This window comes from Streptomyces sp. NPDC104581 (assembly GCF_055583685.1).
In genome coordinates this window covers 24673-41036 of sequence record NZ_JBVJNN010000002.1, presented here as the reverse complement: position 1 = coordinate 41036, position 16364 = coordinate 24673, and the positions used below count along the sequence as shown (strand labels likewise).

The window sequence follows — 16364 nt, the reverse complement described above, 5'->3', positions numbered from 1 at the left end:
TTCTCCGGGCCCAGCCGAGAACATAACGATCGCTACGGTATGAAGCATTACGAAAAGTCGTCAAGGAGTGACACATAGTTATGAAAATGTACTTACCGGTACTCCAAGGCCCCATAGGCGACATACCGACCCCCTTGCCGGACACGGAAACCGCAGGTCCGGTGGTGCGGCACGGCCAGCACGCGGGCGGCCGGCGCGAACTCGGCGAAGCTCAGGGCTTTCAGCCGACCGGCGGTAGGGCGCGCGCACCGGCCGCCGCTCGCCAGCGCGCCGGCCTGCCGCGCCGCCTCCAGCAGGACCATGCCCGGTACGTGGTCCGAGGGATGGTCGAAGAAGAAGGGGTGCCGCGGATCGGCCGGCCGCAGCCGCACGGCGCCACCGTCGACCGCGATCATCACATCGCGCGGATCTGCCACGGCGATACGTCCGATGTCCGGCCGCTCCCAGCGGCCGGCGGCCGCGGGTGGCAGCGAGGTCGCCGCGGCCCCGCGTATCGCGGCGTACTTCTCCGGGCCCAGGAAACGCGCCCCGCCGCCCGCCCGCGCGAAGGTCTCGGAGCCGAACCGGACGGAGATCTCCATCCGCAGTCCGCCGACGGAGCCGTCCGCCCCCACGCGCAGGTCGCTCACGCGCGCGCGGCAGGTCACGTCCGTGGAATTCGAGAGGGCTCGGGGTTCCCGTTCCGGATCGATCCGGAAGTGCAGGTCGGTGATCAGCAGCCGGGATTCGGGCGGCACGGCGTAATGACGCAACGGCAGATAGATACCGAGCTGGCGCACCGTCTCGATGACCATCAGCGGACTGTGCAGATCCGCGCCGTCCCGGGGAAAGGTGGGATGTGATCTCGGCCAGGAGGCCGCCACGTCGAACTCACCCCTGTCCCCGCCGGGACGTACGTCGGTGAGCAGCACCTCTGCCGCCGACCTGCGGTGCACCAGTTCACGAGGGACGGTCCGTGACCAGCTCAGCCGGGATTCACCGGTGAATTCACCCACCGAATTATCCATATGACCAGAAGAACTCATCCCCTTCAGGTCCGCACTCCGTCTTTTCGATCACGACGGCTTCATGGACTAGATTTCCTCGCGGTAACGGGACGGCGCGGCATCGGGGTGCATGTGCAGGGACGGGCGAAAGCAACACGGCGTTCTCTTCTGGAGGCGGCTGCGCAACTGTTCGAGGAACGGGGGTACGCGGGCACCAGCATCAGCGATATCAGCGCGCTCTCCGGGCGGACGAGCGGCGCGATCTACTTCCATTACGCGTGCAAGGAGAATCTCGCCCTCGCGGTGATGGAGGAAGTGTTCGACACCTGGCCCACACTGGTCGGACGCCACCGCGAGGCCGACATTCCGGCCCTGGAGAAACTCGTCGCGCTCAGCTTCTCGGTCGCCCGCGCCTTCCGGGACGATGTGGTGGTACGGGGCGGCTCACGGCTCTGGGCCGAACGCAAGTCCGTCGACGCGTCCCTTCCCTCTCCGTTCGAGGGCTGGATCGAGACGGTCGTCAGCCTGCTGGAGGAGGCCGCCCGCGAGGGTGTACTCACCCCGTCCGTGAACCCCCGGAAGGCGGGGAACGCCGTCGTGTCCGCGTTCTTCGGACTGCACACCGTCTCCGACGCGATGGACGGCCGGGAGCACATCGAGGAGCGGCTCCACGACCTGTGGCTGCTCCTGCTGCCCGCGCTCCAGGCGCACCCCGGCGCCACCTCGCTGCTCGACCGGGCGCACGCGCACCTCGCCGAAGCGTCGGGCACACCGGCGCCGACGGCCCCGTAAGCACCCGTAAGCACCCGTCCGGAGGGTTTCCGGGGCCTGTCGTCGCCCGATAGGGCTGAGTGGCACCTGCTGCGCCGCGCCGAGCGGAGTCACGCTGGATGGTGTCCCCCGGTCTCCGGCGGCCCCACACCCTGGAGGCCCGCCCAGCCCGGAAGGAGTGCAGGACATGGACCACCGCAGCATTGGTGAACTCATGACCCGCGATGTCGTGAGCGTGCGACTCGACACCCCCTTCAAGGAGATCGCCAGAGCCCTGGCGGATCACGGCGTCAGCGCCGTGCCCGTGCTGGACGACGGCGGCCGTCCGGTCGGCGTGGTCTCCGAGGCCGACTTGCTGCGCAAGGCGGCCAACAGGTCCGATCAGTCCGGCAGGACCCCACTCCCCCATCTGGAGGCGTGGGAGCGGGCCAGGGCCGAGGGCGTGGTCGCGGCGGAGATCATGTCGGCCCCGGCGCTGTGCGCGTACCCCGGCTGGACAGTCGTGGAGGCCGCACGCTCCATGGCCGAGCGGCACGTCAAACGCCTGCCCGTGGTGGACGAGACGGACGAACTGGTGGGCATCGTCAGCCGGTCGGACCTCCTGCGGGTCTTTCTCCGGCGGGACAGCGCCATTCACGAGGAGATCTCACGGGACATCCTGGCGCGCACGCTGAACCTGGCGCCGTCCGCCGTCACCGCCGACGTCGAGCAGGGGCAGGTCTCCCTCCACGGCGCCGTCGACGACGAACACACCGTCGCGGTACTCCTGCGGCTGTGCGGCGGCGTGGACGGGGTCGTCGCGGTCTCCGAGGACCTCAAACACCCGTCGGCGCTCACCGGCCCGGCCGAATCCGCCGGCAGGCGGGAAACGTGACGGGCGGGCCCGGCGACCCGTCCCGGGAGCGAGCCCTCGACGGGCCGGGAGAGCCGCCGGGGGACGGGGGCCCCTGACCCGGAGTCACGGGGCCGGGCCCGGCGCCGAGACGGGCAGGGTCACGGTGAACACGGTGCGGCCGGGCCGGCTCCCGACCTCCACCGTGCCGCCGTGCGCCGTGACCACCGCGTGGACGATGGCCAGGCCCAGTCCGGTGCTGCCCGTCGTGCGCGAGCGGGCGTGGTCGGCACGGACGAAGCGGCCGAAGACCTCGGGCAGCAGGTCCGCATCGATGCCGGGCCCGTCGTCCGTCACGGTCAGCCCGACGCGGCCGTCCTCCGCCGCGAGCCGGACGGTGACCTCGGTGCCCGCGGGGGTGTGGACGCGCGCGTTGGCCAGCAGATTCCCGATGGCCTGGTGCAGACGGTGCTCGTCGCCGTCCACGGTCACCGACTCCCGCGGCAGGTCCAGCAGCCAGCGATGATCCGGGCCCGCCGCCCGTGCGTCGTCCGTGGCGTCGAGGACCAGCCGGGTCAGGTCGACCCGGGATCGGCCGAGGGCGCTGCCCGCGTCGATACGGGCGAGCAGCAGCAGGTCGTCCACCAGGCGGCTCATGCGTTCGGACTCGGACTGGACGCGTTCCAGCGCGCGGCGCACCTCGGGCGGTACGGGACTCCGGGTGCGGAGTGCGAGTTCCGCGTGCCCGCGGATGTTCGCCACCGGTGTGCGCAGCTCGTGACTCGCGTCCGCGGCGAAGTGCCGCAGGCGTTGCTCGCTTGCCTGGCGGCGCTCCAGGGCGTCGCCGACATGGCCCAGCATGCGGTTGACGGCCGTGCCGACCTGCCCCACCTCGGTCCGGGGGTCACCGACCGGTACCGGTTCCGGCATGGCGACCTCGCCGCTGGCCAGGGGCCGCTCCGCGACGCTCACCGCGGTGCTGGTCACCCGGTGCAGCGGCCGCAGCGAGAAGCGCACCCAGAGCGCTCCGAGGATGCCCGTGACCGCGAGGGCGACGGCGAACACCACCGCCTCCACCCGTTCGAGTCGGTGCACCGTCTCCTCGACCGGCCGCAGGGGCAGACCGGTGACCAGGACATCCTGGTCGTCCCCGCGGACAGCGGCGAGGCGGTACGGACCCAGCGCCGACAGCCTGACGCCGTGGGCCTTCCCGTCGGCGGGCAGGCGTTCGAGTGTCCGCCGGTCGGCGGCGTCCAGGGGCACTCCGGCGTCCGTCTCGTCCCGGACGACCGCCGCCTGAACGACCGCCCCCCTCAGCAGCCGGGCGCCGAACGTGCCTTCGGACTGACCGCGGGTGTCGGGCATGTTGTCGGCGTCGGGCCGGGACTCGTGCTCCAGGCTCTGCGCGAATCGTCCCCCGGAGGCGGCGAGCTGCTGGTCGAGGCGCCTCACGAGGAAACCTTCGAGCGCGAGGACGGTGGTGAACCCCACCGCCAGGCAGGCGAGGGCGAGCAGAACGACCATTCCGGTGGTCAGCTGGCTCCGCAGGGTGCGCGGCAGCGGGACCCGGGGAAACCGCGGCCGCATCAGCACTCCGGCTTGAGCACGTAGCCCACACCGCGCACGGTGTGGATCATCGCGGGCCGGCCGGCGTCGATCTTCTTGCGCAGATAGCTGATGTACAGCTCCACGACATGCGCACGCCCTCCGAAGTCGTAGGACCAGACACGGTCGAGGATCTGTGCCTTGGAGAGGACTCGGCGGGGGTTGCGCATCAGGAACCGCAGGAGTTCGAACTCCGTACGGGACAGCTCCACGATCTCGCCCGCGCGGGTGACCTCCCGGGCCTCCTCGTCCATCACCAGTTCCCCGACGACCAGCCTGTCACCGCCCGGCCCGCTCGCCGTACCGGCCCGGCGGAGCAGGCCGCGCAGCCGGGCCAGGACCTCTTCCAGGCTGAAGGGCTTCGTCACGTAGTCGTCGCCGCCCGCGGTGATTCCGGCGACCCGGTCCTGGACGGAATCGCGTGCGGTCAGGAACAGCACGCACACGCCGTCCAGATCGCCGCGCAGGCGGCGCAGTACGTGGAGACCGTCCATGTCGGGCAGCATCCAGTCCAGTACGACGGCGTGCGGACGGAACGTCCTGGCGGTCGCCACGGCGGAAGCGCCGTCGGCTGCGGTACGCACCTGCCAGCCCTCACCCGACAGGGCGCCGGAGAGGACCTCCGTGAGGTCCGGCTCGTCGTCGACGACGAGGACCCGCACGGGGTCGCCGTCACCGCTGTGCGGGATACGGGGCGGGGAGCTTCGGTCGTCCATGGTGTCTCCAGCATCCCTCCGGACCGGGGCCGCGGCGTTCCGGACTCGCTCTGAGTTTCCTCTGAATACGGCCGCGGCGGCCTCTTTCAGAGGAGCCTCAGAGGTCGGGTTGCGACGGTGGTCAGCACCCGGCGGAAAGAAGGCCCATGACTACCACGACCCCCGCGCGACACCGTGCGGACCGTGCCCCGCGACCGCGACGCCCGCGTTCGGTGGTGCCCCTGGTGGTGCAGGCCGTGATCTGGCTGGGCGCCGCGGGGGTCATCGGCCTGTGGTGGAGTCACACCGCGTCGGTGGTGGGCGCCGGCGCGTGGCTGACGGACGCGGGCCGGATCACCGGGCTTCTCGCGGGCTACGCCTGCGCGGTGCTGGTGGCGCTGATGGCCCGCGTCCCCCTGCTCGACCACAGCATCGGCACCGACCGGCTGGCGCGCTGGCACGCCATCGGCGGTCGCTACACGATCTCGCTCATCCTCGCCCACACCCTGCTGATCATCTGGGGATACGCGCTCACGTCGGGCAACGGGCCGGTGAGTCAGACGAGCACACTGGTGTTCCACTACCCGGACATGCTCAAGGCCACCGCCGCCTTCCTGCTCTTCGTCGTCACCGCGTTCGTCTCGGCACGCGCCGCGCGCCGCAGGATGAGCTACGAGACCTGGCACTACCTGCACTTCGCCACCTATCTGGCCGTCTTCCTGGCCTTCTTCCACCAGCTGAGCAACGGTGCCGACTTCGTCGGACACCCGACCGCCCAGGCGGTCTGGTACGCGCTGTATCTCGGGGTCGCCGCCCTCATCGGCTGGTACCGCTTCCTGGTCCCCGTACGGCGTTCGCTCCGTCACCGGCTGCGAGTGGCGGACGTCCGGCACGAAGCCCCCGGCATCGTCTCGGTGCATCTGACGGGGGAGCACCTGGACGAACTGGACGCGCGGCCGGGACAGTTCTTCCGCTGGCGCTTCCTGGCACCGGGCCTGTGGTGGACCGCCAATCCGTACTCCCTCTCCGCCCCGCCCCTCCCCCGTCAGCTGCGGATCACCGTGAAGGCGACGGGAAAGCACAGCGCGGCACTGGCGGGGCTGCGGCCGGGCACCCGGGTGTGGGCGGAGGGCCCCTACGGCGCCTTCACCGCGGCCCGCAGCAGATCGCGCAGGATCCTGCTGCTGGCGGGCGGCGTGGGCATCACCCCTCTCCGGGCCCTCTTCGAGACCCTCCCGGGAGAGGTGACCCTGATCTACCGGGCCCGCCGTCCGGAGGACATGGCGCTCTGCGCCGAACTCGACTCCATAGCGGCGGCGCGTGGGGCCGTCGTGCACTACATCGCGGGCGAGCCCGCCACCAGCCGCTCCCCACTGACAGCGAGTGCGCTGGGCGCCCTGGTACCGGACCTCGCGGCCCACGAGGTGTACGTGTGCGGTCCGCCCGGGATGACCGACGCCGCCGAGCACGCCCTGCGTGACGCCGGTGTGCCCCGCCGTCACATCCACCACGAGTCGTTCGAGTTCTGAGGAGGCCCACCGTGCGCGCAGCGCCCACCATGCGCAGAGCCGTACTCGCCGCGGCGTCGACCAGCACCCTCGTCGTGCTGCTCCTGACGCTCAAACCGCACCAGCCGACCACCCCGGTGGGCGGTGCGTCACCACCGGCGGGGACGTCACCGGCCCCGACCGCGCCGGCGTCGCCACCGGGCGGGTCCCGGCCGGGCACAGGCACCTACACGGGTGACGCCGTGTCCACCCAGTACGGCACGGTGCAGGTCGCGGCCACCGTCAAGGCCGGGAAGCTGACCGACGTCAGGGTGATCCAGGTGCCGTCCGGGAACGGACGCGACCAGCAGATCGCCGCGTACGCCGTGCCACGCCTGACGAAGGAGGCTCTGGCCACACACAGCGCGCACATCGACGCCGTCTCCGGCGCGAGCTACACCAGCCAGGGGTACATCCAGTCCCTCCAGAGCGCATTGGACAGGGCCGGTGCCTGACACCGGGCGCGGTCTGCGCCATGTCGAGCACGTCATGGGCACCGTCGTCTCCTTCGACATCCGGGACGGACGCGCCCCCGCGATCGAGGCGGCGCTGAGCGAGGCGGTGGACTGGCTGCACCATGTCGACGAGGTGTACTCGCCCTACCGGCCCGACAGCGCCATCAGCCGGCTGGCCCGGCACGAGATCGGGCCCGCCGACTGCTCCTCTGAGGTGCGCGAGGTCCTTGGTCTGTGCCGCGACGCGGTGCGGACCAGCGGCGGCTGGTTCAGCCACCTCGCGACCGGGCTCCTCGACCCGTCGGGGCTGGTCAAAGGATGGGCGGTGGAGGGCGCGTCCCGGATCCTGTACGAGGCGGGAGCCCGCAACACCTGTCTGAACGGCGGCGGTGACCTGCGGCTGAGAGGCGAGGCCGCACCGGGCACTCCCTGGCGCGTCGGGATCGCCCACCCCCTGCGCCCCGGCGAACTGTGCGCCGTCGTCGAGGGTGGCGACCTGGCCGTCGCCACCTCCGGAACGGTCGAACGCGGGACCCACATCGTCAACCCGCACCTCGCCGTACCCGCCGGCGGCCTGGCGTCGGTCACGGTGACCGGCGACGGACTCACGATGACCGACGCCTACGCCACCGCGGCCTTCGCCAGGGGAGAGTCGGCGCGGGACTGGCTGGAGTCGCTGGACGGCTACGAGGGGTTCGCGGTGCTGCCCGACGGCCGTTCGTGGCGGACCAGCGGCTTCGCCGGTGAAGCGCGGGTGACGGCCCGTCCCTGAGGACGGCCGGTCGCCGGATACGGCCCCGTCCCTGGCCGCGGCCCGTCTCTCCGGCGCCGAGCCGCCCCGCGCGCCTGGTAGCCCGTTCGGCCCGCGTCCTGGCGCGGTGGCCGGGGGGAGAGGGCGCGGACGGCTTTCATGGCGCCTGAGTGATTCGCGCGAGGGGCGGAGAGAAGCCGTGAGACACCCGAGGCGTCGGGGAGCGACCGGGGGAAGACCTGTCCGGCGGCTGCTGGAGCCCGCGCTGTTGGCGGCGACGGCGATCGCCCTGCTGGGCGGCGGGGTCGCCCGGCTGACCGGCGACGTGGCCGTGGCCGACGCGTTCTGGGCGGCGGGTACGGTCGTCGCCCTGGCCCCCGCGATCGGCTGGGTGGTCGCCGCGCTGCGCAGGAAGCGGGCCGGCGTCGACCTGATCGCCGTACTGGCGCTGGTCGGCACGCTGGTCGTCGGGGAGTACCTGGCGGGCGCCCTGATCGCGTTGATGCTGGCCACCGGGCGGGCGCTCGACGCGGCCGCCGAGCGCCGGGCCTCGCACGATCTGAGGGCGCTCCTGGAACACGCTCCGCGATCGGCGCGCCGCCGCAGGGGGCGGACGGTGTCCGTGGTCGCTCTCGCGGATGTCGCCGTCGGCGACACGATCGTGGTGGGAACGGGCGAGGTGGTGCCCGTGGACGGCCGGGTCACCACCGGCACCGCGCTCCTCGACGAGTCCGTGCTGACGGGAGAGTCCGCGCAGGTGGAGCGGGGCACCGCCGACGCCGTACGCAGCGGTGTGGTCAACGCGGGCGGCGTCTTCGAGCTGGAGGCGAGCGCGACCGCGGAGGAGAGCACCTACGCGGAGATCGTGCGGCTGGCCCAGCACGCGGGAGCGGAGCGGGCACCGACCGTACGGCTGGCGGAGCGCTACGCGGCGTGGTTCCTGCCCCTGTCGCTGGGGATGGCCGGGCTCGCCTGGGCGGTCAGCGGGTCGGCGGTGCGCGCGGTGGCGGTTCTGGTCGTCGCGACGCCGTGTCCCCTGCTGCTCGCCGCTCCCGTGGCGATCGTCTCGGGCCTCTCCAGAGCGGCACGCAGGGGCGTCATCGTGCGCGACGGCGGGGCTCTGGAGCGGCTGGGGCGGGCCCGCACACTGGTGATCGACAAGACCGGAACCCTCACCGCCGGGCGGCCGCGTGTGCTGGAGGTCGCGGCGGCCCCGGGCAGGACGACCTCCGAGGTGCTGCGGCTCGCGGCGTCGCTGGACCAGATCTCGGCGCACATCCTGGCCGAGGCCATCGTCCGTGAGGCGGGAGCCCGGGGACTGACCCTGTCGGTGCCCGACCGGGCCGACGAGGAGGCCGGACGCGGAACCGCCGGCACGGTCGACGGCCACCGCGTCACCGTCGGGAAGACCGGTCTCGCCGCGCGGGCCCTGCCCGGATGGGCACGGGCCGTTGACAACCGTGCGCTGCTCGACGGCGCCGCCGTCGCCTGGCTCACCGTCGACGACACGCTCGCCGGCGCCGTACTGCTCCAGGACCCCCTGCGCCACGACGCCCCGCGCACGATCCGGCGGCTGAGGGCGGCGGGGCTGACCCGGCTGCTGATGCTCACCGGCGACCGCGCCGAGCCGGCCCGTGAGGTGGGAGCGGTGCTGGGTCTGGACGACGTCCGCGCGGGGCAACTGCCCGCCGACAAGGTCGCCTCGGTCCGGGAGGAGTGCGCCGGCGCCGTCACGATCATGGTGGGCGACGGTGTCAACGACGCGCCCGCCCTGGCCACCGCCGACATCGGGGTGGCCATGGGCGCCCGCGGCTCCACCGCGACCTCCGAAGCCGCCGACATCGTTCTGACCACCGACCGGGTCGACCGCCTCGCCGACGCGATGGAAATCGCGGTCCGGGCCCGGCGGATCGCCGTACAGAGCGCCGTCGGCGGCATGCTGATGTCCCTGGTCGCCATGGCAGCCGCCCTGGCCGGCTGGCTGCGCCCGGCCCCCGGGGCGCTTCTTCAGGAGGCCATCGACACGGCCGTCATCCTCAACGCCCTCCGCGCGCTCCTGCCGGCCCGGGGCGCGGGTCCGGTCCTGGAATCGGACACCGAGACGCTGATCCACCGTTTCGCGATGGAACACGAGGATCTCCGGGACACCCTGGACGCCATCAGAGAGGCCGCCGGACTGGTCTCCACCGACCAGGGACCGAAGGCCCTGGCCACCCTGCGCCGCGTCGACCGTCTGCTGACCGAACGGCTGCTCCCGCACGAACACGCCGAGGAACAGCAGCTCTACCCGGCCCTGAACAGACAGCTCGGCGGCCCGGCGAACACCGAGACGATGAGCCGCGCCCACACCGAGATCGACCGGCTCGCCCGCCGTATCGCCACGCATCTGCGACTGGCGGACGAAGCCGGGGAACTGCGCCTGGAGCAGGTCGACGACCTGCGTGCCTGCCTCTACGGACTCCACACCGTGCTGCGTCTGCACTTCATCCAGGAGGAGGACAGCTACTTCTCCCTCTCCTCTCCCCCACCGGCCGGACCGTCGAATGGGGGACCCCGCGCCTGAGCCGTAGCGGCCGTCGGCGTGTCTTCCGGCGCCCGTCCTCCCGGAAGGGCCCGGCCGGGCCGCCAGCGCTCGCGGCGCACCGGAACCCTGTGTTCCTCTGGGAACGGTATCGGGAGCCCCGGCGAAGGAGACGAGGGTGGTCGAGGACAAGCGCACGCCGTCGGACGGAGGGGCCGAGAGCGGGCCGGGGGCGCCGGAGGACATGGCCGACCGGGTGGAACTGCGCCGGATCCAGCTGGGCCTCTCACCGGCCGAGCTGGCACACCGCGCCCGGATGTCCCCGACGTACTTGCGCACGCTTGCCTCGACGCACGGCGACTTCGACCCCGAGGGGCTGACCCGGCTGGCCGGCGCCCTGGACATGACGACCGCCGAACTGCTCCGCGGGCGCGCCGAGCCACCGCCGGGGCAGGGCGCCGCAGCGGCCCGTCCGCGGCTGAGGCGGCTCACGGAACGCGAGTGCTGGGACTTGCTCGACACCCATGGCGTCGGACGTCTGGGGCTCCCGGGGGAGACCGCGCCCGTGGTCGTGCCGGTCAATTTCCTGGTGGACGGCCGGAGCGTCGTGTACCGGACGGAGCCCGGAAGCGCCCCGGCCGTCGACACGGGTACGTCGCTCTCCTTCGAGGCGGACCGTCTCGACGAAAGGCGGACGAGCGGCTGGAGCGTACTGCTGACGGGGACGGCCGCGCACGTCACGGACCACGCGGAGAGGGACGCCCTCGCGGACCGGGTGGGTTCACGCCCCTGGGCGGGCGGGTCGCGGCCCCTGTGGATCCGGCTGCTGCCGGAACGGATCAGCGGCCGGATCATCGACACCCACTGAACGCGGCTCCCGCGGCCTCAGCGGTGCCTCAGCGGTGAACGTGGTTCCGGTGGCGTCAGTGGAGCACCTTGGTCTTCGCCTTCTGGAACTCGTGATCGTTGATGGCGCCCTTGTCGTGCATCTCGACCAGCTTCGCGAGTTGTTCCGCCTGACTGGTGCCGGATCCGGCGGTCGCGCGGATGTACGAGTCGAGATCCTGCTGCCGGGCCCGCGCGTGGCGCTGTTCACGTTCCCCCATGCCACGGCCGCGGAGCGCGACGTAGACGAAGACGCCCAGGAAGGGCAGCAGGATCACGAACAGCAGCCAGCCGGCTTTGGCCACTCCGGTCATGTCGTCCCGGAGTATGTCGGCGATGATCCGGAAGAGCAGGATCAGCCACAGCACGCTCAGGACGAAGAAGAGGACCGTCCAGAAAGCGCCGAGGATCGGATAGTCGGCTGCCAGGTTCATTTCTCCGGTCATGGCTACCTCTCCGCTCGTGGGGGACGGTGGAACCGCCCTCCGATGCCGCGCGGCGCGATGACTGGATTCGGCGCCCGCGCGGTCGGTCCTACGGATGCGGGAACCCCACCATCGTGCGTCTTCGGGCCTCCGCCCGCCACTTGCCCGGGTCCCACGCGGTGCGGCGCCGCCCCGGGGGCGGATCGGTCACGGGTGGGGAATCACGGCGACGGGCGCCGGCGAGTGATGCAGGACGGCGTGGGTGACCGATCCGATACGGCCGCCGAGTGACGTGCGCCGGACACGACGGCCCACGACCAGCAGGGAGGCGTCACGGGCCGCGTCGAGAAGATGGTTGACGGCGCGGCCGGGCAGGGACCGCTCGTCCACCTGCACAGCCGGATACCTCTGCCGCCACGGCCGCAGGGCCTGCGAGAGAGCGGCGATCTCGCTCTCGTCCAGAGCCGACCCCGGAGAGCCACCGAACGCGAGCCCGTAGGAGTAGTAGGCGGGCAGCTGCCACCCGTGGACGGCGTGCAGGCGGGTGTCGCGGCGGAGGGCCTCCTCGAAGGCGAACTCGATGAGCGTGTCGTCGGGGGCGTTCGCGTCGAGCCCGAGGACGACCGGCCGGTATCGGGTCGTGGCCGCGTCACCCGCCGGCTCCGGCCCGCCCGTCACCGGATCCGGTGGGCGGACCAGGACGACCGGCAGTCCGGCCCGCGCGACGACCGCCTGGCCCACGGAGCCGACCAGGAACCCGCGGAAGCCGCTCAGCCCCCGGGATCCCAGGACCAGCAGGTCGGCGTCGCCCGCCGCGCGGGGAATCACCTCACCCGGTCGGCCGGAGGTCTGTTCCACAAGGATTTCCAGATCGGGACGGCTCTCACGCAGCTCCTCCGCGGCGTCCCTGGGAATGCGTTCCGACCAGTGCCGCCGGGTCTCGGCGCCCATGACCGGCTCCGGCCCGGGAGGCGCCGGTTCCCAGACGCTCAGCAGCTTCAGCGGCACCCGGCGGAGGCAGGCCTCGTCGGCCGCCCAGCGGGCGGCGGCCAGACTCTCCGGGGACCCGTCGACACCGACGATCACCTTGCTGGTCATGCTGCACACACCTCCTGCGACGGCCACGGCGACGGCGACCCTCGACCCGTCCTCCGTCCAGCATGAGCGCTGCGCCCCGTGCGGGCGACGTGACACCCGACCCGGTGGACGCCGCCGGGTCCGGTGCCCGGCGCCGCACACGACGAGCGGGCCACCCGGCAAGGGGCCCGACGGCCGTCGGCCGTCCTCGTCCGAACCGGACGAGAAATCCCCAACCTCCGCCCTGTCAAGGGCGTTTCCCCATTTCGGGCCGGATGCTGGATAGTGGGGACCGGCGCGCGAGCCGGGAGGTACTGAGCCATGACCGACACACCCGAGGACTGGGCGCGATGGGAACGTCAGATACAGCTCCGGCTGACTCGTGGCGAGGCCGCGGCACTGGGTGAGCTCTACGACCGGCACGCCCGCCTCGTGCACGCTCTCGCCGCCCGGCTGACCGGCGAGGAGAAGGCCACGCGTGAACTGGTGGCACGCGTCTTCACCGAACTCTGGCTGCACCCCGGCTCGTTCGACCACGCGCGCTACCGCCTGGCGACCTGGCTCGCCGTACGGACCTGCGAGATGGCCGCGGAGCACGTACCGGAAGCACGGACGAACGGATACGGGGACCCCGCCCGGACCGAGGAGAGCAGCCGCGCGGACGAGGCGATCAGCGAGCTGCGCCCCGGGGTGCGCCGCGCTCTGCACCTCACCCGCACCGCGGGGCTGGACTACCGTCAGACAGCCGCCACCCTGGGAGTCTCCGAGGAGGAGACCCTGCGCCGACTGCGTCTGGGACTTCAGATGATCGCCGCACGGACCGAGGCCGTCAGGGAGGACGGGCGATGAACAGCGACTCCACAGCGGACTCCGGCGCACACGCGCGCCTGCAACGTCTGCTCGGCGCCTGGGCGCTCAGCGCGTGCTCGCCCGAGGAGGCGGCGGAGGTGGACACGCACCTCGCCGAATGCGGCGACTGCTCCCGCGAGGCCGGACGGCTTCGGTCGGCCATGGACCTGTTGCACCCCCACATGGACCTCGACCTGCCGACCACGCTGCGCGCCGAGGTCATCGGGGCATGCCTGAGCGCGCGTCCACCCCAGGTCGCCGTACCGGACTACGCGCAGCCCTACGACGCCGAGGCCGCCCGTCTGGACGCACTGCTGACGGACCTGGACGACTCGGAGTGGGCGGCGCAGGTCAGGCTGGAGTGGTTCGACGGCGCGGACTCCACGAGCCGCAGGACCTCGGTGGCCGGTGTGCTCGGCCACCTCCTGGCGGTGGACGGCGCGGTCTCCGCGTCGCTCGGCCTGCCGGACCCGCTCCGGCCGGGTACGACCTCCTCGACCGACCCGCAGGACCGGACCGAGGCCCTCTGGGCACAGGAGATGCCCTTCGCCGATTCGGGCCCGGACGCACTGCGCGACACCTGGCGCGACCACGCCTACGAGCTGATCCGCACCTGCGCGTTCAGCGGGACGGGCATCGCCGACATCCCCGTTCCCTACGGTGAGGGCGTCATGCTGCCGCTGCGCCTGGCCCTCCTGGACCGGGCGTTCGAGACCTGGATCCACGCCACGGACATCGCCGACGCCGTCGACTACCCGTACCCGCCACCGGTGCCCGCGCATCTGCGCACGCTGGTGGGCGTCGCCGTCCAGATGCTCCCGTCGATCCTCGCCGCCCGGCGCCAGGCGGGTCTGGCCTCCCCGCCCCTGCCCACCCTGGACCCGACACTCAACCCCCGTTCGCTGCGCCTGACCATCGAGGGCGAGAGCGGCGGCGACTGGTACCTCCCGGTCGACGACCCCACCTCCACCGCCGGCCCCGAGAACTGCGTCGGCGAAGTGGTCCTGGACGAGGTCGAGTTCTGCCGCCTCTCCGCGGGCCGCCTCAAACCCCAGGACGTGGCAGCGGGCCAGCAGGGCGACCGGGTCGCACTGAACGAACTGCTCTTCGCGATGGCCTCGATGAGCAGACTCTGACCGCCCGGCCCCTCCCTTCGCCGCCGTCCTACGGGCTCGGGGGCTGTCGGCCCCGCTCCCCCGTGGCGGCGGGGCATGATGGAGCGCATGCGCGATCTGACCTATGCCGACGTGGGCATGACGGCGAAGGACGGACCGGCGCCCCCGGGCTTCCACGTGCTGCGGCTCCGTACATCACTGGGGCTCGGCACGTACGACCGTGCCGCCGAGGCGCTCCTCGGGTGGGAGATGCACCGGGCCACTCCCTTTCTCGGCGTCCCGAACGACACCCCGCACGCCGCGCAGGGCGTGCGGGTGACGCTGCGGGCGGGACCGCTCACGGCACCGTGCGAGGTCGTGTGGACCGTCGACGAGCGGCATCGGACCGGGTTCGCCTACGGGACGCTCACCGGACACCCCGAGTGCGGTGAAGAGGCGTTCGTTCTGGAACGCCTGCCGGACGACTCCACCGACTTCGTCGTCGTCGCCATCAGCCGGCCCTCGGCTTGGTACACCAAGGCACTGGGCCCGTGCGGACGTTCACTTCAGCGGGCGGTGGCGCACCGCTACGCCCAGAGCCTGAAGCGGCTGGCCCGCACGACGTGAAGCCGTCCACAGCGCTGCGGGATTTGGCAGGGCCGTCTCGTGGGGTACCACTACGACCCTTACCCGCCGAGTAGCCACGAAGTCCCATCCCGGCTGATAGGAAGGGTCGACCACCGACCCCCCAGTGCAATCCGGCTGCTGCCGCCGATGCCGTATAGCGGGCTGTCCCCACACCAATTGCAGCAGTCCATCCAGACCCCCTTGCCCGGCAAGGAGAAACCTGTCGTGATTGCCTACCCCGGCTCACCCTCGACAACGAGGTCCCTGACCACCGTTCTCCACCTGCGCGTCAATGGGGTTCCACGACCTGATCGCCCTTGCCCATGGCCTGATCCGCTACGCACCACGCTTGAAGACACGCCTTCAACGGCCCGGCTGCCGGATCCGCGCCCCGTCTGCGGTCGGGTAGCCCCCGCCCTGAACGACTTCCCCCGTAATGACCTGGCCAACAGGCTTGGCGAGTTCCAGGCCGGAGAGGTGCGCCTTGAGCCTTCTGGACATGGGGCGGAAAGTCACGAAGGTGAGCCCTCCGGACACAGCAGCCCCGACGACGGGAATGGCCTTCGAGACCGACTTGGCGAAGGTCTGCTTCGTCATCTCGACGCCGAGGTAGCCGGCGACCTTCTTCACAATGGGGTAGACGATGCCCTGGGTCAGTGCCTTCTGAGGCAGCTTCTTCGCTACCTGCTCCGACATCATCCCCGCCACCTTCCCCACAGCGGCGTTCGCGGACTGGGTTCCGAACATCACTCCGAGGAAGAGCGTGAGCACCCCTTTGGTAGCGTCATCCAGGTCCTCGTTGTCGACAGAGAACAGATCAGGCCAGCTGTAGAGATAAGCGAGCTTCTGCGCGATGCGCAGCATGTGGGCTGCATACTGGGCCACATCGGCCGGCACCGTGGCGGGCAGGGCGATGAATCCAGGAATCCCAGCAGCCGCGGAGACCGCGCTCACCTTGGCGGTTTCGTAGCGAATGGAGTCGTCGGCCACTCTGTCCAGAACAGCAAGAGGGATACCCGCCGCTGCGGGGGTCTCTTCTATCGCTCTGCGCAGTTCATCCTCCGAGCAATGACGGGCAAGCGCCGTCCGGAGGTACGCCTCCCTGTCGATTCGCACGCCCGGAAGTCTTGCCGCGCCGACCAGAACGGTGGAGAAGCGCGACTCCGCGTTCTCACTCACTTTGCCCGTGACCATGCCAGGAACGTACAGCAGACGGGTGACCCGCATCCCTCGGATCGGTCATT

Annotated in this window: 16 protein-coding genes; 10 read left to right on the top strand and 6 right to left on the bottom strand. The window is 71.6% G+C overall.

Annotated elements, in window-relative coordinates:
* Window positions 1–92 precede the first annotated feature (92 nt).
* Complete coding sequence (locus ACZ61E_RS01785; RefSeq protein WP_469696699.1) at window positions 93–995, bottom strand: ScbA/BarX family gamma-butyrolactone biosynthesis protein; 903 nt, start codon at window positions 993–995, stop codon at window positions 93–95.
* A 123-nt stretch (window positions 996–1118) separates the two neighbouring features.
* On the opposite strand from ACZ61E_RS01785, the gene ACZ61E_RS01780 reads away from it, so the two are divergent.
* Window positions 1119–1778 carry a ScbR family autoregulator-binding transcription factor gene (locus tag ACZ61E_RS01780; RefSeq protein ID WP_469696698.1) on the top strand — a complete coding sequence of 220 codons (660 nt, stop codon included), beginning with the start codon at window positions 1119–1121 and terminating at the stop codon, window positions 1776–1778.
* 166 nt (window positions 1779–1944) lie between these two features.
* Window positions 1945–2631, top strand: coding sequence for a CBS domain-containing protein (locus ACZ61E_RS01775; protein ID WP_469696696.1), 687 nt, complete (start codon window positions 1945–1947; stop codon window positions 2629–2631).
* 84 nt (window positions 2632–2715) lie between these two features.
* Here the strand turns inward: ACZ61E_RS01775 and ACZ61E_RS01770 are convergent, their stop codons facing one another.
* The gene (locus tag ACZ61E_RS01770) at window positions 2716–4176 is read right to left on the bottom strand and encodes a sensor histidine kinase (RefSeq protein WP_469696694.1); all 1461 of its coding nucleotides are present in this window, start codon (window positions 4174–4176) and stop codon (window positions 2716–2718) included.
* Window positions 4176–4910 (bottom strand): response regulator transcription factor, encoded by a 735-nt coding sequence (locus ACZ61E_RS01765; protein WP_469696692.1) that lies wholly within the window; start codon window positions 4908–4910, stop codon window positions 4176–4178. Before ACZ61E_RS01765 ends, ACZ61E_RS01770 begins: the two co-directional genes overlap by 1 nt.
* Window positions 4911–5056: 146 nt before the next feature.
* Between ACZ61E_RS01765 and ACZ61E_RS01760 the strand changes: the two genes are divergently transcribed.
* The 5 genes from ACZ61E_RS01760 (at window position 5057) to ACZ61E_RS01740 (ending at window position 11031) form a co-directional block, all read left to right on the top strand.
* Window positions 5057–6418, top strand: coding sequence for a ferredoxin reductase family protein (locus ACZ61E_RS01760; RefSeq protein WP_469696690.1), 1362 nt, complete (start codon window positions 5057–5059; stop codon window positions 6416–6418).
* A 29-nt stretch (window positions 6419–6447) separates the two neighbouring features.
* On the top strand, window positions 6448–6891 hold the full coding sequence (locus tag ACZ61E_RS01755; RefSeq protein WP_469697115.1) for an FMN-binding protein: 444 nt from the start codon (window positions 6448–6450) through the stop codon (window positions 6889–6891).
* Entirely contained in the window at window positions 6884–7663 is a 780-nt protein-coding gene (locus tag ACZ61E_RS01750) for an FAD:protein FMN transferase (RefSeq protein WP_469696688.1), read from the top strand. The genes ACZ61E_RS01755 and ACZ61E_RS01750 overlap by 8 nt, the downstream gene beginning before the upstream one ends.
* A 247-nt stretch (window positions 7664–7910) precedes the next feature.
* Complete coding sequence (locus tag ACZ61E_RS01745; protein ID WP_469696686.1) at window positions 7911–10205, top strand: heavy metal translocating P-type ATPase; 2295 nt, start codon at window positions 7911–7913, stop codon at window positions 10203–10205.
* 136 nt (window positions 10206–10341) lie between these two features.
* Window positions 10342–11031 (top strand): helix-turn-helix domain-containing protein, encoded by a 690-nt coding sequence (locus ACZ61E_RS01740; RefSeq protein ID WP_469696685.1) that lies wholly within the window; start codon window positions 10342–10344, stop codon window positions 11029–11031.
* Window positions 11032–11086: 55 nt separating this feature from the next.
* Here the strand turns inward: ACZ61E_RS01740 and ACZ61E_RS01735 are convergent, their stop codons facing one another.
* Entirely contained in the window at window positions 11087–11494 is a 408-nt protein-coding gene (locus ACZ61E_RS01735) for an SHOCT domain-containing protein (protein ID WP_469696683.1), read from the bottom strand.
* Window positions 11495–11680: 186 nt separating this feature from the next.
* Window positions 11681–12571 carry a universal stress protein gene (locus ACZ61E_RS01730; protein WP_469696681.1) on the bottom strand — a complete coding sequence of 297 codons (891 nt, stop codon included), beginning with the start codon at window positions 12569–12571 and terminating at the stop codon, window positions 11681–11683.
* Window positions 12572–12871: 300 nt separating this feature from the next.
* Between ACZ61E_RS01730 and ACZ61E_RS01725 the strand changes: the two genes are divergently transcribed.
* The 3 genes from ACZ61E_RS01725 to ACZ61E_RS01715 all read left to right on the top strand — a co-directional run bounded on the left by ACZ61E_RS01725 (window position 12872) and on the right by ACZ61E_RS01715 (window position 15120).
* A complete protein-coding gene (locus ACZ61E_RS01725) occupies window positions 12872–13399 on the top strand; it encodes an RNA polymerase sigma factor (RefSeq protein ID WP_469696680.1) in 528 nt (175 codons plus the stop codon).
* Window positions 13396–14535, top strand: coding sequence for a zf-HC2 domain-containing protein (locus ACZ61E_RS01720; RefSeq protein ID WP_469696679.1), 1140 nt, complete (start codon window positions 13396–13398; stop codon window positions 14533–14535). The genes ACZ61E_RS01725 and ACZ61E_RS01720 overlap by 4 nt, the downstream gene beginning before the upstream one ends.
* Window positions 14536–14622: 87 nt before the next feature.
* Window positions 14623–15120, top strand: coding sequence for a DUF1990 family protein (locus ACZ61E_RS01715; protein ID WP_469696677.1), 498 nt, complete (start codon window positions 14623–14625; stop codon window positions 15118–15120).
* 363 nt (window positions 15121–15483) lie between these two features.
* Here ACZ61E_RS01715 and ACZ61E_RS01710 read toward each other — a convergent pair whose 3' ends face one another.
* A complete protein-coding gene (locus ACZ61E_RS01710; protein WP_469696675.1) occupies window positions 15484–16314 on the bottom strand; it encodes a hypothetical protein in 831 nt (276 codons plus the stop codon).
* Window positions 16315–16364: the final 50 nt, after the last annotated feature.

Coding starts and splice junctions, on each gene's coding strand:
- ACZ61E_RS01775 (WP_469696696.1), top strand. CDS start 1,945: ATGGACCACCGCAGCATTGGTGAACTCATGACCCGCGATGTCGTGAGC.
- ACZ61E_RS01770 (WP_469696694.1), bottom strand. CDS start 4,176: ATGCGGCCGCGGTTTCCCCGGGTCCCGCTGCCGCGCACCCTGCGGAGC.
- ACZ61E_RS01765 (WP_469696692.1), bottom strand. CDS start 4,910: ATGGACGACCGAAGCTCCCCGCCCCGTATCCCGCACAGCGGTGACGGC.
- ACZ61E_RS01760 (WP_469696690.1), top strand. CDS start 5,057: ATGACTACCACGACCCCCGCGCGACACCGTGCGGACCGTGCCCCGCGA.
- ACZ61E_RS01755 (WP_469697115.1), top strand. CDS start 6,448: ATGCGCAGAGCCGTACTCGCCGCGGCGTCGACCAGCACCCTCGTCGTG.
- ACZ61E_RS01735 (WP_469696683.1), bottom strand. CDS start 11,494: ATGACCGGAGAAATGAACCTGGCAGCCGACTATCCGATCCTCGGCGCT.
- ACZ61E_RS01730 (WP_469696681.1), bottom strand. CDS start 12,571: ATGACCAGCAAGGTGATCGTCGGTGTCGACGGGTCCCCGGAGAGTCTG.
- ACZ61E_RS01725 (WP_469696680.1), top strand. CDS start 12,872: ATGACCGACACACCCGAGGACTGGGCGCGATGGGAACGTCAGATACAG.
- ACZ61E_RS01720 (WP_469696679.1), top strand. CDS start 13,396: ATGAACAGCGACTCCACAGCGGACTCCGGCGCACACGCGCGCCTGCAA.
- ACZ61E_RS01715 (WP_469696677.1), top strand. CDS start 14,623: ATGCGCGATCTGACCTATGCCGACGTGGGCATGACGGCGAAGGACGGA.
- ACZ61E_RS01710 (WP_469696675.1), bottom strand. CDS start 16,314: ATGGTCACGGGCAAAGTGAGTGAGAACGCGGAGTCGCGCTTCTCCACC.